The organism is Jeotgalibacillus malaysiensis, from assembly GCF_044789845.1.
GTDB lineage: Bacteria > Bacillota > Bacilli > Bacillales > Jeotgalibacillaceae > Jeotgalibacillus > Jeotgalibacillus malaysiensis_A.
The window spans coordinates 1,903,647-1,918,511 of the sequence record NZ_CP085252.1; the positions used below are offsets into that span (position 1 = coordinate 1,903,647).

Below are 14,865 nucleotides of genomic sequence, written 5' to 3' on the forward strand. Positions count from 1 at the left end.
TTTATTCTTGTCTCAAATGTTCAATATTCATCTGCCACTCTTCATTAGCAGGATCCTTTTTTGAAAGTTTCACATAAATCTCCAGCGCTTCCTGATGTCTGCCTTCTTCTAAAAGAAAGTTTCCGTAATCTTCAAGAAAATCACTATGATCATTATATACCACATAAGCTTTTTTATATTCTTCTGCTGCTTCAGAAAAATCTTCTCTTAATTCAAAAGCCCTGGCAGCATCCCATAAAAATTGTGGGTCATCTTCACCGGATTCTCGTACTGTGTTGATGATATCGAGACATTCATCAGGTTTTTCCTGTCTTAATAAAATTCTATTCAGGATCAAAGCCGCTTCAAGATAATCAGGATCAATTGCGATTGCCTGACGCAAATACGTTTCAGCTTTAACTTCGTCTGCTGATTTCAATGACAATTTACCCGCAGTTAAAAACAGCTCCTTATTAAACGGATCATGCTTCACACCTTTTTCTGCTGCATCTAGTGCAAGGCTGATCTCTTCCTCATGCTCATAAGAGTGCGCGAGCAGTTTATAGGCACTGTTATAGTCTGGGTCAAGCTCTATCAGTTCTTCAAAAACTTCTGCTGCTGTCATATGATGGCCGGCCTGATAAGCTGTGAAACCATACTGGAATAAAGTTTCTGCATCTCTTTCATCCTCGAGCGCCTCTTCATAATAAGGCAGTGCTTCTTCAAACGAGCCTCCCGCACTGTAGCATTCTCCCAGACGTTTGCTGATCAGTACACCTGCAATTTCACTTTCATTTAGCATTTTATAATATCTGATCGCTTCAAGAAATCTACCCTGCTGAATATAGAACTCAGCAAGTGCAAATTGAATAATTTCTTCAGATTTATCATGATCATAAGCTTTCAGCAGTTTCTGTTCACTGACTTCATGTAATCCCTGCATATGATAAAGATCTGCTGACAGCAACATGGCACGCGAATAAAATTCACTTGTTTCAGTAATTGTCTCAAGACATTCCAACGCTTCCTCGATCTGGTCAAGCTCTGCATGCGCTTCAGCTTTTAGTACCACAAGCTCTGTTTCCTCCGGATAAAGTTCAATCAAATCTTCGTAAAGCTCAATGCTTTTTTCCTGAAAGCCCAGACTAAAAAGTGCTTCAGCTGCTTCATATTTTTCTTCGTCTGTACCTGTTCTCTTGATTTCCTGAAATAGCTGCATTGCTTCTTCAAGACTTCCTGAATGAAGATAGTCAATCATCTGTTCGATATGATTCATTGTAAAACCTCTTTTCGTTCTTATCTCATAAAAGAATAAGAGAACTTGAGTTCAGATTCAACCATAACCTCTTAACTCTTACATTCGCTTTTTCTTTTAGAAACCCTTTTTTCCCAATTAAAAAGAGCAGAAAATTCTGCTCTGATTTGGTTCATTATTTTGCGACCAGTGAGAGGTCTTCAAAAAAAGTTGGATAAGAAACACTGATGCAATCTGCATTCTCAATATGCACCGGCCCTTCTGAAACAAGCGCTGCAACTGCAAGCATCATACCAATTCTATGGTCTCCTCTTGAGTCAGCATAACCACCCTTCAGCCTGACTGGTCCATTAATGACCATCCCGTCCCCGGTTGCCGTGATATCCGCACCAAGCTTCTGCAGCTCTTCAACAACTGCATCAATACGGTTTGTTTCTTTCACCTTTAATTCTTCCGCATCCCTGATCACAGTTTTACCGCTTGCCTGCGTAGCAAGAAGGGCAATGATTGGAATTTCATCAATTAATCTGGGTATTAATTCACCGCCAACTTCACAGTTTTTTAATGAACTGCTTTTGACCAATATATCGCCCTGAGGCTCTTCATCATCATTTGTAAGGGTAACACTAAAATCAGCATCCATTTCTCTTAAAACGTCAATGATACCCGTTCTGGTTTCATTTAATCCGACATCTTTCAGAATCAGGCTGCTATTGGAAGTAATTGCTGCTGCTGTAAGAAAAAAAGCAGCTGAAGAAATGTCACCTGGCACACGGACATCCTTTGCTTTGAATGGCTGGTTTCCGCGAACTTTGATACTTGTTCCTTCCCTGACAATTTCTCCGCCGAAATGTCTGATCATCTTCTCAGTGTGATCTCTTGTTTTTTCTGGTTCAACAATGACTGTTTCTTCTTCAGACTGCAGGCCTGCCAGAATAAGTGCAGATTTTAACTGGGCGCTTGCAACAGGCAGGGTATAGTGAAAAGATTTCAGTTTCCCGCCTCTGACTGATAATGGTGTCAGATTACCATCATCTCTGCCATCAATTGTTGCACCCATTTCTTTCAGTGGAACTGTTACACGGTTCATCGGGCGTTTAGCAATCGATTCGTCACCCGTAATAACCGAGTGAAATGGCTGTCCCGCTAGAACGCCCAGGAGAAGTCTGGTGGTTGTGCCTGAATTACCCGTGTCTAAAATCTCCCGGGGTTCTTTTAGACCCTTGAATCCTCTTCCTTCGATGAGAATCTCATCATCTTTTTCTGTAATGGTTACGCCCATTTTTCTGAAGCAGTCAATTGTACTGAGACAGTCATCACCTTTAAGAAATCCTGTCACTTTTGTAACGCCTTCAGAGATTGCACCGAACATAATAGACCTGTGTGAGATTGATTTATCTCCGGGCACTTTTATTTCTCCCTGAATAGAAGGGTTTTCAAATTGAAGCATCTTCATCATAAAAACTCCTCTTTATGTTTTTAGACTGTAAACACATCATAGTCTGTCACAGAAGAAATACAGTTAGCACCCCGCTTACGATCTTCTTCAGTCTGAAAACTGATCGTCAGGACCCCGTATATATCTTCTCTTGTTTCCATAATTCTTAAGTTCACGATACTGATCTCTTCTTTAGCGAGAAGACCTGTAATTTCTGAGATGACCCCCGGATAGTCAGGTACATCCACAAACAGATCATAAAAAGACGGAATTGCACCCTTTTGAAGGATCGGCATCGCATCCCTGAATTTTTTGGCCTCAGAAAAATAATGATAAATATCATCAGCATTGTTGGCTTCTAGCATATTAATCACGCGGTCCATTTCCTGCTGCCATTCTATTAACAAATCTTTTAAAGTATCGATGTTATGGAGTGTAATATCTCTCCACATTGACGGATTAGAAGAAGCGATCCTTGAAATATCCCTGAATCCGCCAGCTGCCAGACTGGAAACCAGCGGCTGCTTTTCATAATTCTGCTTCACCTGATGTACGAGTGAGGATGCAATAATATGAGGGAAATGGCTGACCATTCCGGTAATATGATCATGCTCTTCAGGTTTAACTTCAAGAAATTTCGCCTTGCTCCCTCTAAGCCAGTTTTTTAATGTCTCAACTGACTTTTCGTCGGCAGAATCACCTGGTGTTAAAAGATAAAATGCATTCTCAAATAAAAATGCTTTTGCAGCAGACACGCCACTTTTATGTGAGCCCGCCATCGGATGTCCACCGATAAATGTGATTCCTTTTTCAGTTAGAATCCTGCTGGCTGACATAATATTTTTTTTGGTGCTGCCAACATCTGTAACAATTACATCTGGTTTCAGGTTAAAAGCAGCGATTGATTTCATCAGATTTTCAGTTTCATTAACCGGTGTACAGATGATAATCAGATCAGCCTGCTCAGCATCCTCTCTCAATGACGAAGAAGTACGATTAACGGCATTCAGTGCTTTAGCGAGTTTAACTTCTTCAGCTTTAAGGTCGTAGCCTGTCACCTTTGCCTCAGGGTATTCTTTAAGAATCGACAGTCCAATCGATCCACCGATCAGTCCGAGACCGATAATAAATACATTTCCATTCATAGCTTCACAACCTTTATTGCGAAATGATCTCCTCAATTGCTTTAAGGGTTTTATCTACCTGCTCTTCAGTTCCAATTGTAATCCTTAAGCTCTGAGGATATCCGAGTGCATGTCCGCTTCTGGCAATAATTCCTTTATTCATTAAGGCCTCAAACATCTCATTGGCATCTTTATTAAAATGAACAAGAATAAAGTTCCCCTGCGTCGGAAAATAGTTAAGTTTATGTTCACTACAGAAGCGTTCAAATTTTTCAATTCCAATTCTGTTTTGTTCTTTACAGTATTGAATGAATTCCTGATCTTTCATTGCTGCTGCTGCTGCGAGTTGAGCCAGTGAATTCGTATTAAATGGCTCCCTGACCGGTTCAAGCGCCTGGATTAATTCAGGCTGTGCAATTCCATAGCCTACTCTTAATCCTGCAAGCCCATATGCTTTGGAAAAGGTTCTCGTCACAATGAGATTCGGGTACTGCTTAATTAACTCAAGTGCATCATAATAATCAGCAGCAGTGACATATTCAAAATATGCCTCGTCAAGTACAATGACCACATCAGCCGGGATTCTATCTAAAAATCCTCTGAGTTTCTGGTCACTGATACTTATCCCGGTCGGATTATTTGGACTGCACACCCATATAACTGCTGTGTCACTGTTAACTGCCTGAGCCATTTTCTCAAGGTCATGTATGCCATCAACAAGTGGTACTTCAGTGACTTCAGCGCCTTCAATGACTGCATTATGCCTATATTGCGGGAAAGTCGGTACAGCCATCACAGTGTTTTTCGAAGCGTCAAGCATCGCTCTTGATATAATCTGGATGATCTCATCTGATCCATTTCCTAACATAAAATGATCACCCGGAAGCTGATAAAATTCTGTCAGTGCTTGTCTCAGTATCGAACCTCCGCCATCTGGATAAATCGCATAATTCATCGCATGCGCTGTAAGCTCTTCTCCTACCTTGGCTGAACATCCAAAAGGGTTTTCATTAGAAGCCAGTTTGATAATCTCATTCAGACCGAGTTCTTTTTTCACTTCATCTACCGTTTTACCCGGTTTATATGGCGTTAGTTTTTTCACTTGATCTTTAATGTACATTATGAATCCGCCTTTCTTTGCGCGCCCACCAGATCTGGTCGCAGCTTTACAGCTTCATGGTGGTAAATATGCTGTATGTCTTTTTGTTTCTTTTGGGTATTTACATGGACCATTACTCTGATGCAATAAGGCAGCGCATCTTTTACAGGGATTTCTCTCATACACATAACCGGTACGTATTCCCATCCGTCAATTTTTCTTAAAGCTTTTGCAGGAAATACCGAACTGATATCTTCTGTTGCAGAGATAAACACTGAAGCAGTTTCTTCAGGATCAATACTATTTTTTTCAATCATATCTTTTAAAAGCATAAGCGTCGCCTCTACAATTGCATCCTGTTGATCTCGATCAACCGTCGTTGCGCCTCTAATACCACGGATCACTGTATTTCCTCCTTTCGCTTTAGTAACTGATGAATGTATTCAAGTTCTGAAGATTCAATATTCACTAATTCCGGTTGTCCAACCGCCTTAAGTAATACAAACCGGATATTACGATTAAGGTTTTTCTTATCTTTTTTCATAAGATGGTGCAGTTCTTCAAATGGGGCATTTATAGAAATTTCATACCCTAAAGATTTAACCCACTTAATAAACTGTTCAATCGGAAAATCGAGTCCTGTTTTCTCTATACTTAATAAAGAAGCATAAATCATCCCGATCATTACGCATTCACCGTGAAGCTTTTCACCAAAACCGGACCAGGCCTCAACAGCATGTCCATACGTATGCCCAAAGTTGAGAAATGCTCTGATATTCTGCTCACGCTCATCCCGGCTCACAATTTCGCCTTTAATCTGAATCCCTTTTTTTAATGCATATTGCAAAAAGGATGGCTCAAGTTTTTCCAGGCTTGATACACCAGTCAACAGTTCTTCCAGGAATTCAGGATCTGCAATTAACGCATGCTTGATGACTTCTGCAAAACCGGACCTGATTTCTCTTAAAGGTAAGGTCTTAAGAAACAGACTGTCATAAATAACCGCTGAGGGCTGATGAAATGCTCCGGTCATATTTTTACCCAGTGGATGGTTAATCGCTGTTTTACCCCCAACTGCACTGTCATGAGCAAGAATTGTAGTAGGTACCTGAATATACCTGATACCTCTCATATATGTTGCTGCAGTGAACCCTGCAAGGTCTCCTGTTGCGCCGCCGCCACAGGCAATAATAAGCGAGTGTCTGTCAAGACCCGCCTCAAGAGCCTCTCCCATCGCCTGTTCATAAACTGAAAACGTTTTTGCTTTCTCACCCTGCGGGAGAATAAACAGTGAATCATACTGAATGTGCTGTTTAATTGTCTGTTGATGCAGCTGATAAACTTTTTCGTCAATTAATAGTAAAACAGAAGTGACTGCAGGCTTTAGTTCTCTCACAGTCTGTGAGATCTCAGATAAAGCCTTTTCTCCAATTATGACCGGATATGACGCTCCTGCATGAATCGTTAAATATTCCATCTCAATAGTCCTTTGTGTAGGCTCTATGTTCTTCAACAGACTTCTTCAGATGGTCAAATCGATCACTGTCAAATTGCTCACAGATCGCTTTTGCAACCTCCCATGCCACAACAGCCTCTGCTACAACTGCTGCTGCAGGAACGGCACAGCTATCTGAACGTTCGATGCTGGCGCTGAAAGCTTCTTTCGTGTCAATATCTACACTCTCAAGCGGTTTATATAACGTAGGGATCGGTTTCATTACCCCTTTGACGACAATCGGCATACCTGTAGTCATTCCGCCTTCAAAACCACCGAGACGATTTGATTTTCTGTAATAGCCTTTATCCTCAGACCAGACGATTTCATCATGTACCTGACTACCAGGAAGTCTGGCCATATCAAATCCAAGCCCAAATTCAACACCTTTAAATGCATTGATACTCATGACAGCTGCTGCAATTTTTGAATCCAGCTTTTTATCATAGTGAACGTAACTGCCTAAACCGGCAGGCACATTTTCAATCACAACTTCTACGACGCCTCCGATTGAGTCACCATTTTTTTTCGCCTGATCTATTGCAGCTTTCATTTCTTCTGATGCTTCAGGATCAATACATCTAACTTCACTCAGCTCGGATCTTTCTCTTATTTCTGAAGCTGAAAGCGGCTGCTCTTTTGCTATTACCCCACCAATTTCCTTCACATGGCAGGCAACATTAATACCTAGGTCTTTCAATAATTTTTGTGCAAGTGCACCTGCTGCAACCCTGACAGTGGTCTCTCTGGCAGAAGACCGTTCAAGCACATTACGCATATCTCTGTGGCCATATTTAATTCCACCGTTCAAGTCTGCGTGACCAGGTCTTGGTCTGGTGATTTTACGTCGTACTTCTTTTTCTTCATCATCTGTAATAGGCTCTGCACCCATAATTTTAGTCCAGTGTGTCCAGTCTTTATTTTCAACTGCCAGAGCGATTGGAGAACCAAGTGTCTTACCGTGCCTTACACCGCTTAAGATCTGTGCACGGTCCGTTTCTATCTGCATTCTTCTCCCGCGGCCATACCCTTTTTGTCTTCTTGCAAGATGCTCATTTATATCAGATGCTTCCAGATTAAGCCCTGCCGGAAGACCTTCAATGATTGTTGTCAGCTGCGGGCCATGTGATTCACCCGCCGTTAAGTATCTCATCATAACGCTTTCCCCCTTCAACTCGCTAAAGTGATATTTGTACAGTCTAACATATTTTTTATCGTGTATGTAGTGAAATTATCCGGCAAATTCAAATTTTCCGGTAAAAAAACGTATCAGCTGATTCAAAACCATATTTGCCTGGATTGAATATCTGTTCAGTACTCCCGACAAACAGAACACCCCCCGGTCTTAAGGCTTTACTGAATTTATGATAAAGCTCTTCTTTAGCTTCTTCCGTAAAATAAATCATGACATTCCGGCAGACGATTAAGTCAAAGCCGCCATCAAAACGATCATTGAGAAGATTTTGCTGTTTGAATTGCACCAGTTCTTTAATATGATCTGTTACCTGATAGTAGACACCCTGTTTGGTAAAGTGTTTATGTTTAACTTCAAGTGGCACTTCTGCAAGTGCTCTTTCAGTGTATAATCCGATTTTTGCTTTTTCTAACGCAATTCTATCGAGGTCAGTAGCCAGTATTTTTGCGTAACTCCCCTTAGGAAAAGTATTTAACACCATTGCAAGTGAGTAAGGCTCTTCCCCGGTTGAACAGGCAGCGCTCCACACTTTAAGCGGCTGATGATTTTTAAGAAGTACAGGCAGTATTTTTTCCTCCAACACGGCCCAGCGCTTTTGATTTCTGTAAAATTCCGATACGTTAATCGTCATTCGGTCAAGAAATTCATCGAGTAATGTCTTTTCAGATGTCAGGGCTGATGAAAAATCGAGAAATGATTTGTACCCCTTTTTTTCGTAAAGAGACGTAAGCCTTCTTTTCATTTGCGCTTCTTTGTAAAGACTGAGATCAATCCCCGTTTTACCTTTAATATAAGTTATAAATCCTGCATAATCATTTGACATCAGATACACCTCATTTAGTTAAAGCTATTATAAGCTAATATAGTAAAACATCAAAAAAAATGCTATAAAAAAAAGCACCCGCTAAGGCGCTTTTTGTTTTTAATATACCCACTCATCACTTGATTTCTTATATTCAAGTGCCGCACTTTCACCGAAGAAAAGGTTCATTTCCCGTTCTGCACTTTCCAATGAGTCAGAACCATGAATGATATTCTTTCCAACAGTCAGACCAAAATCGCCGCGGATTGTTCCAAGATCAGCTTCACTTGGTTTTGTTGCACCCATCATGTGGCGGGCAGTTTTCACAACGTCTTCCCCTTCCCAAATCATTGCAAAAACCGGACCGGAAGTAATGAAATCTACCAGTTCACCAAAGAAAGGCTTGTCGGCATGCTCGCCGTAATGTTTCTTCGCTAGGTCATCTGAAATAACCATCAGTTTACCAGCTGCTAATTTAAAACCTTTTCTTTCAAATCGGCTGATCACTTCACCAATTAACCCTCTTTGTACACCGTCTGGCTTAACCATTAAAAATGTCTTTTCCATTCTCTATTCCCCCAACTATGTATGTCGGTCTAAAGAAGACCCTATCAAAGATTATCACTCATTTCATTTTTTGGCAACGTTTTCATTACATATTAATACTTTCTTTTACCAATAAAAATCGCAATATCTCTCAGGGATTTTTTAGCTTTGGAAGCCGGAAGTGCATCAAGCTGCTCGAGTGCTTTGACAAGATAGCGCTGGCTGATAACAGTGGATCTTTTTATCGCATCCGTTTTCAGAATGCTGTCTATAATTACTTGGAGATCCTCTTTTGGCATGTCCTCATGGATCTTTCTGATTCGATGTCCAAGTTCCTGATCTTCCATTGCGAAAAACACAGGAAGTGTAATATTCCCCTGAAGCAGATCACCGCCAGCAGGCTTCCCGAGTTCTTTCTCTGTCCCGGTAAAGTCAAGAATATCATCAGTAATCTGATAAGCCATCCCTACATAATAACCAAACCGGTATAACCTTCTCTGTGCTTCGGGACTGGCTTCTCCCGCTACAGCACCAAGCTGGCAGCTGACTGCAATTAAAAGAGCAGTTTTTCTTTTAATTCTTCTGAAGTAATCTTTTAAGCTCTGATTAAATCTGTATTTATCCTCAATCTGAGCAATTTCGCCAAGGCAAAGCTCTACGATTGCATCGGAAAGAATCCGGTGTGCAGTAGTATCCTCAATCACTGTCATATAATTTAAAGCTCTGGCAAACATATAATCCCCTGTATACATCGCCACCTGATTATTCCATTCAGCCTGAATCGTTGTTCTGCCTCTGCGCATTTCAGAGTTATCAATGACATCATCATGAACTAATGAGGCCATGTGAATCAGCTCAAGCGCTACTGCAGCATTTTTAACTCTGTGAATATCATAATGTCCTGTCTTGGCGGATAACAGTACAAAAACAGGTCGGATACGCTTTCCTCCGGCCTGAAGTAGATGAAGTGATGCATTTTTTAATAATGCAGTTTCTGAATTAATTGCTTTGCCAAGCTCTTTTTCTATTTCTTCGATATCCGCTTTTAGAAACGAATACAGCATTGTTAATTTCATTTAACTTCCACCTAATCTACATGTTGAGCTTTTTTATAGCCGATATGCATGGCAGCCGCTCCACCACTGAAAGGTTTGTAATGTACGCTGGTAAAACCGGCTTCTTCAAACATTCCTGCTAATTCTTTTGCACCGGGAAAATCCTTTGCGGATTCCTGCAGCCATGAATATTCATTATAGCTCTTAGCAAGAAGCTTTCCGAATACCGGCATCACATATTTGAAATACACGTAAAAAATCTGTCTGAATCCAGGAAGTGTGGGCTGTGATGTTTCAAGACAAACAGCCATTCCACCCGGCTTCAGGACGCGATTCATTTCTTTTAATACCTGTAAATAATCAGGTACATTCCTGAGACCAAATCCAATCGTGACGTAATCAAATGAATGATCCTCATAAGGCAGAGACATCGCATTCCCGTGAACGAGTTGAATCTGAGGAAAGTCTTTTACTTTTTCATGACCGGTCTTTAGCATGTTTTTACTGAAGTCAAGTCCAATTACCTCTCCTTCAGTCCCTGTTGCCTCAGCTAATGCAATAGTCCAGTCAGCAGTACCACAGCATACATCGAGCGCTTTAGCTCCGGGTGCCACCTGCATTTTATCCATTGTGTATTTTCTCCAGCGCACGTGCTGCTGAAAGCTGATGATTGAGTTCATTTGATCATAGCGGCCATGAATTTTTTCAAACACGCCGTGGACTTTCTGTTCTTTTTCCGTCTGCATAATTACCCTTCCTCTGCATACATAATCAATCTTTCATAAAAAGAGCTGAAGATCGACAGGTTCTTTGCTGATGTAGGAAGGTTCAGTTCCTTCACCTGAAATTCAATCTCTTCAGAAATCTTTTTAACAATACTTTTATATGCCCGTGTATAATCTGATGTTTTAATGTGATGTTTACCATGTTTGAAAAAATAAAATAAACTTGAAAAATGTCCTTCTGAAAAGGCTGTTTTTTCTCTTTTCAGACGCTGAATCAGCAGTAATTTTTCTGCAAGCGGGACCATTTCATGAAAGCCCAAATGCTTAAAGAGTCCGGTAATAATCGATGATTCAATTTTTGTAAGGCTATGCAGGAACTCACTTTCCGTTAATGAATGCCCAGAAGAAATCTCGATTTTATGCTCGTTAATCTCCTCGATTGCATGTGCAATTTTTCTGATCAGCTCGATATCAGGAATATCTGAGAGGATTTTATAGTAAAGCCCGCTATAGTAATCCCCAGCGAGAACTGTCAACTGTTTGATTCGATGGGATTCATTGTTTGACGACACTTTTTCATGAGTATCCAGTGCCTGTTGAATTAGTATCGCTGTAGCCACATAGGACTGGTCAAGCTTTGTATATTTATTTTTCAGGTAAAAGGGGAGTAAAAGCAGTGACAACCTTTCCAGGTCAATCTCAGGCTGTCCGATTGCTGCATGAAGATAGGGATGATGAATTTGGTCGGATATGTGTTGCACTGTATCATTCATCCAGCGCTCAGATTGTTTAAAGCTCATCGTTTTCTCCCCATTTCATTAGTTCATATGTAAAAAGACTTATCCAATAGTGAATATGATATTCAGTGTTGGATGCGGATCATTTAAATTGAGCCAAATCTATAAATCCCTACCATTATAGCATACCAATTGCAGGAGTTGTGAAGTCAAAAGAAGCCAGCACTTGCTGGCTTCAGTCATTTACATTATTTTTTCGTTTTTTCATCACTCAGCACTTCACCGTGCGCAGTCAATATAGAGGCTTTTCCGCGTACTTTAACGGCTGATGTATGTTCAGTAAACTGAGCGATCATGACTTCACCTTTGTCCAGCTTTTCAGAGTGATGGAACTTTGTATCCGTGCCGCGCGTCAATCCAATTACATTCACGCCATCTTCCAGCGCTTTAATACTGATAAAATTACTCTGGTCACTCAAAGAAATTCACTCCTTTATTAATCCATCTTAAGAAGAGTCATTACTTCATTTCTTAGTACAGCATCTTCTTCGTATATACCACGTGCAGCAGTTGTAACTGTTTTCGCACCAGGTTTTTTAACACCGCGCATTGTCATGCACATATGCTCAGCTTCAACAATTACATATGCTCCATGTGGTGCAAGCATTTCCATAATCGCATCAGCTACTGTAGATGTAATTCTCTCCTGAAGCTGAGGTCTTCTTGCAGTTGTCTCAACTGCTCTTGCTAATTTACTCAGCCCTGTAACTTTACCATTCTTAGGAAGGTAAGCGACATGCACTTTCCCATAGAACGGCACCAGGTGATGTTCACACATTGAATGAAAAGGAATATCTTTTACAAACACCAATTCTTCATGGTCTTCGTTAAATACTGTTTTAAAATACTCTTTAGGGTCACTATGAAGACCTGAGAACATTTCTTCATACATTTTCGCAACTCTTTTCGGTGTGTCAAGAAGGCCTTCTCTTGAAGGATCTTCACCTACTGCTTCTAATAGCATCGTAATTGCTTTTTGTATTTTCTCCCGGTCTACCCGGCCATTATTCTCTTCTGTTAAAGTTGTCAACTGTTCAGTTGTATGGTCCATTGTCCAATCCTCCTACACTGCTATATTTCACTTCATATTAGCATAATGGACGAAAAAGGCGCAAAGCCAACTGCTCAGATAATGTGCGATCATTTTTACGTCATATAAAAAACCGCACGAAATGTGCGGTTTTCTCGCTAAAGATATGTATTATTTAACAGCATCTTTTAGCGCTTTACCTGGTTTGAAAGCAGGCACCTTGCTTGCTGAGATTTCGATTTCTTCTCCAGTCTGCGGGTTACGGCCTTTACGGGCAGCACGTTCGCGTACTTCGAAGTTACCAAAACCAATCAGTTGTACCTTATCACCTTTAGCAAGTGCATCTTGTACTGTATCGAATACTGCATCAACTGCTTTAGTTGCGTCTTTCTTAGAAAGCTCAGCAGACTCAGCAACTGCATTAATTAGTTCAGTCTTGTTCACGTCATTCACCTCCTCCCAAAAAGTATGGGCAAGTCTCTGTTACATTGTGAACATTGAAAAGCATCTTCCCGATTTTAAATAATCGTTAAAAAGCCTATAGAATCAATGTTTTAGATCAATTCTGTTAAAAGATTATCACATTAAAAATACATTAGCAAGAATAATACGATAATTATTGGCAATCTCTTCTTATTATCTCCTTTTATAGGAGAAATAAACCTCTTTTCGCGACTAAATCGCATTATATAAAGGGTTGTAGCACTGCAATCAAATAAAAAATGACGATTGATTCATTTTCATTGAATATGCATCATAGCATACTAATCCATGTTTGACTAATTACAGCACAAAAAGCAGCCTTTAAAGCAGGCTGCCTGGAGTAAGTACTTTTAAAGGATAATAGCAATCATTCCACCCGATCCTTCGTTGATCACTCTTTCAAGCGTTTCTTTAAGTTTATATCTGGCGTTCTCAGGCATGATCGCAAGCTTTGCCTGAATACCTTCTCTGACAATTGAACTCAGACTCCTGCCGAATATATCGGAGCTCCAGATTGATAACGGGTCATCCTCAAAGTCCTGCATTAAGTAATGGACCAGCTCTTCACTCTGTTTCTCAGTACCAATAATTGGGGAGAATTCCGATTCAACATCAACCTTAATCATATGGATTGATGGAGCCACTGCTTTTAATCTGACGCCATACCTTGCACCCTGGCGGATAATTTCCGGCTCATCAAGGCTCATATCTGACAATACAGGTGCAGCAATCCCATACCCTGTCTGCCTCACCATTTTCAGGGCATCAGAGAACTGATCATATTCTTTTTTAGCTTCTGTATATTCTTTAATTAATGATAAAAAATGATCTTTACCAGTAACCCTTTGACCGATCAGTTCTTCGATTACCTGGTCATATAATTCTTCTGGTGCATGAAGATCAATATTGGCAACACCCCCGCCCATATCCATTCCAGCAAGCTGAGCAGCGTCAACATGATCAAACTCTTCAAATTGTCTGACCACTCTGTCAACATCACGTATTCTGCGGATATCATGAATTACATCACCTATAGCTGTTTCAAAATGAGATCTGAGCCAATGATCCTGATCCAGTACCATGACCCATCCAGGCAGCTGTACATTAACCTCAAGGACAGGAAATTCGTATAACGCTTCTTTCAATACCATCATGACGTCTGCTTCCCGCATGCTTTCAACACTCATCGCAACAACAGGCACATCGTATTTAAGCTGTAATTCTTTTCTTAACGTTTCAGTCTGCTCCTGATGCGGTCTCGCACTGTTAAGAACCATAATAAATGGCTTTCCAACTTCCTTTAACTCTGCAATAATTTTTTCTTCAGTTTCTTCATAGCTTTCCCTTGGTATTTCACCAATCGTACCATCAGTTGATATCATTACACCGATCGTTGAGTGATCCTGTATGACTTTCCTTGTCCCAGCCTCTGCAGCTTCATCAAACGGGATTGGTTCATCATACCATGGTGTGTGAACCATTCTGGGACCATATTCATCTTCATGCCCTTTTGCTCCCGGTATCGTATAACCTACACAATCAACCATTCTGACATTCACTTCAAGGCCTTCTGACACAGTAATTTTTACTGCCTGATTAGGTATGAACTTAGGTTCTGTCGTCATAATCGTCCGGCCGGCTGCACTTTGAGGAAGTTCGTCCTGGGCACGTTCTTTTTCTGCAGGATTTTTCATATGGGGTATGACAGCAAGCTCCATCATTTTTTTTATAAAAGTTGACTTTCCGGTTCTGACCGGACCAACTACACCAATGTAAATATCCCCTCCCGTTCTCTCTGCAATATGTTCGAATACGTTTTGTTTTTCCATCTGCAAGCCCCCC

At 40.7% G+C, this 14,865-nt stretch carries 16 protein-coding genes; all 16 read right to left on the reverse strand.

All coding sequences use genetic code 11. From position 1 onward, the window contains the following. Position 1: 1 nt before the first annotated feature. Complete coding sequence (locus tag LG330_RS10260; RefSeq protein WP_404403502.1) at positions 2–1,255, reverse strand: tetratricopeptide repeat protein; 1,254 nt, start codon at positions 1,253–1,255, stop codon at positions 2–4. A 154-nt stretch (positions 1,256–1,409) separates the two neighbouring features. After that, positions 1,410–2,690 carry a 3-phosphoshikimate 1-carboxyvinyltransferase gene (aroA, locus tag LG330_RS10265; protein WP_404403504.1) on the reverse strand — a complete coding sequence of 427 codons (1,281 nt, stop codon included), beginning with the start codon at positions 2,688–2,690 and terminating at the stop codon, positions 1,410–1,412. 23 nt (positions 2,691–2,713) lie between these two features. Further along, positions 2,714–3,817, reverse strand: coding sequence for a prephenate dehydrogenase (locus tag LG330_RS10270; RefSeq protein WP_404403506.1), 1,104 nt, complete (start codon positions 3,815–3,817; stop codon positions 2,714–2,716). 13 nt (positions 3,818–3,830) lie between these two features. Beyond that, positions 3,831–4,916, reverse strand: a complete 1,086-nt coding sequence (hisC, locus tag LG330_RS10275) for a histidinol-phosphate transaminase (protein WP_404403508.1) — start codon at positions 4,914–4,916, stop codon at positions 3,831–3,833. Beyond that, complete coding sequence (aroH, locus tag LG330_RS10280; protein ID WP_404403510.1) at positions 4,916–5,299, reverse strand: chorismate mutase; 384 nt, start codon at positions 5,297–5,299, stop codon at positions 4,916–4,918. Before aroH ends, hisC begins: the two co-directional genes overlap by 1 nt. Beyond that, on the reverse strand, positions 5,296–6,372 hold the full coding sequence (gene aroB, locus LG330_RS10285; protein ID WP_404403512.1) for a 3-dehydroquinate synthase: 1,077 nt from the start codon (positions 6,370–6,372) through the stop codon (positions 5,296–5,298). Before aroB ends, aroH begins: the two co-directional genes overlap by 4 nt. A 1-nt stretch (position 6,373) precedes the next feature. Then, the gene (aroC, locus tag LG330_RS10290) at positions 6,374–7,543 is read right to left on the reverse strand and encodes a chorismate synthase (protein ID WP_404409563.1); all 1,170 of its coding nucleotides are present in this window, start codon (positions 7,541–7,543) and stop codon (positions 6,374–6,376) included. A gap of 91 nt (positions 7,544–7,634) precedes the next feature. After that, a complete protein-coding gene (locus tag LG330_RS10295) occupies positions 7,635–8,408 on the reverse strand; it encodes a CheR family methyltransferase (protein ID WP_404403514.1) in 774 nt (257 codons plus the stop codon). A gap of 99 nt (positions 8,409–8,507) precedes the next feature. Then, positions 8,508–8,954 carry a nucleoside-diphosphate kinase gene (gene ndk / locus LG330_RS10300; RefSeq protein WP_404403516.1) on the reverse strand — a complete coding sequence of 149 codons (447 nt, stop codon included), beginning with the start codon at positions 8,952–8,954 and terminating at the stop codon, positions 8,508–8,510. 92 nt (positions 8,955–9,046) lie between these two features. After that, positions 9,047–10,009 carry a heptaprenyl diphosphate synthase component II gene (hepT, locus tag LG330_RS10305; RefSeq protein WP_404403518.1) on the reverse strand — a complete coding sequence of 321 codons (963 nt, stop codon included), beginning with the start codon at positions 10,007–10,009 and terminating at the stop codon, positions 9,047–9,049. An 11-nt stretch (positions 10,010–10,020) separates the two neighbouring features. Next, positions 10,021–10,734 carry a demethylmenaquinone methyltransferase gene (locus LG330_RS10310; protein ID WP_404403521.1) on the reverse strand — a complete coding sequence of 238 codons (714 nt, stop codon included), beginning with the start codon at positions 10,732–10,734 and terminating at the stop codon, positions 10,021–10,023. Positions 10,735–10,736: 2 nt separating this feature from the next. After that, positions 10,737–11,513: a heptaprenyl diphosphate synthase component 1 gene (locus LG330_RS10315; protein WP_404403523.1), complete on the reverse strand. Its 777-nt coding sequence runs from the start codon at positions 11,511–11,513 to the stop codon at positions 10,737–10,739. A 185-nt stretch (positions 11,514–11,698) separates the two neighbouring features. Beyond that, positions 11,699–11,935, reverse strand: a complete 237-nt coding sequence (gene mtrB / locus LG330_RS10320) for a trp RNA-binding attenuation protein MtrB (protein WP_404409564.1) — start codon at positions 11,933–11,935, stop codon at positions 11,699–11,701. 11 nt (positions 11,936–11,946) lie between these two features. Then, positions 11,947–12,561: a GTP cyclohydrolase I FolE gene (gene folE / locus LG330_RS10325; RefSeq protein WP_404403525.1), complete on the reverse strand. Its 615-nt coding sequence runs from the start codon at positions 12,559–12,561 to the stop codon at positions 11,947–11,949. 150 nt (positions 12,562–12,711) lie between these two features. Beyond that, positions 12,712–12,984: an HU family DNA-binding protein gene (locus LG330_RS10330; protein ID WP_039809415.1), complete on the reverse strand. Its 273-nt coding sequence runs from the start codon at positions 12,982–12,984 to the stop codon at positions 12,712–12,714. A gap of 389 nt (positions 12,985–13,373) precedes the next feature. Continuing rightward, positions 13,374–14,852 (reverse strand): stage IV sporulation protein A, encoded by a 1,479-nt coding sequence (gene spoIVA, locus LG330_RS10335; protein WP_404403527.1) that lies wholly within the window; start codon positions 14,850–14,852, stop codon positions 13,374–13,376. Positions 14,853–14,865: the final 13 nt, after the last annotated feature.

Bases quoted from the DNA above. Each gene is read 5' to 3' on its own strand.
- LG330_RS10260 (WP_404403502.1), bottom strand. From the start codon at position 1,255: ATGAATCATATCGAACAGATGATTGACTATCTTCATTCAGGAAGTCTT.
- aroA (WP_404403504.1), bottom strand. From the start codon at position 2,690: ATGAAGATGCTTCAATTTGAAAACCCTTCTATTCAGGGAGAAATAAAA.
- LG330_RS10270 (WP_404403506.1), bottom strand. From the start codon at position 3,817: ATGAATGGAAATGTATTTATTATCGGTCTCGGACTGATCGGTGGATCG.
- hisC (WP_404403508.1), bottom strand. From the start codon at position 4,916: ATGTACATTAAAGATCAAGTGAAAAAACTAACGCCATATAAACCGGGT.
- aroB (WP_404403512.1), bottom strand. From the start codon at position 6,372: ATGGAATATTTAACGATTCATGCAGGAGCGTCATATCCGGTCATAATT.
- aroC (WP_404409563.1), bottom strand. From the start codon at position 7,543: ATGAGATACTTAACGGCGGGTGAATCACATGGCCCGCAGCTGACAACA.
- LG330_RS10295 (WP_404403514.1), bottom strand. From the start codon at position 8,408: ATGTCAAATGATTATGCAGGATTTATAACTTATATTAAAGGTAAAACG.
- ndk (WP_404403516.1), bottom strand. From the start codon at position 8,954: ATGGAAAAGACATTTTTAATGGTTAAGCCAGACGGTGTACAAAGAGGG.
- hepT (WP_404403518.1), bottom strand. From the start codon at position 10,009: ATGAAATTAACAATGCTGTATTCGTTTCTAAAAGCGGATATCGAAGAA.
- LG330_RS10310 (WP_404403521.1), bottom strand. From the start codon at position 10,734: ATGCAGACGGAAAAAGAACAGAAAGTCCACGGCGTGTTTGAAAAAATT.
- LG330_RS10315 (WP_404403523.1), bottom strand. From the start codon at position 11,513: ATGAGCTTTAAACAATCTGAGCGCTGGATGAATGATACAGTGCAACAC.
- folE (WP_404403525.1), bottom strand. From the start codon at position 12,561: ATGGACCATACAACTGAACAGTTGACAACTTTAACAGAAGAGAATAAT.
- spoIVA (WP_404403527.1), bottom strand. From the start codon at position 14,852: ATGGAAAAACAAAACGTATTCGAACATATTGCAGAGAGAACGGGAGGG.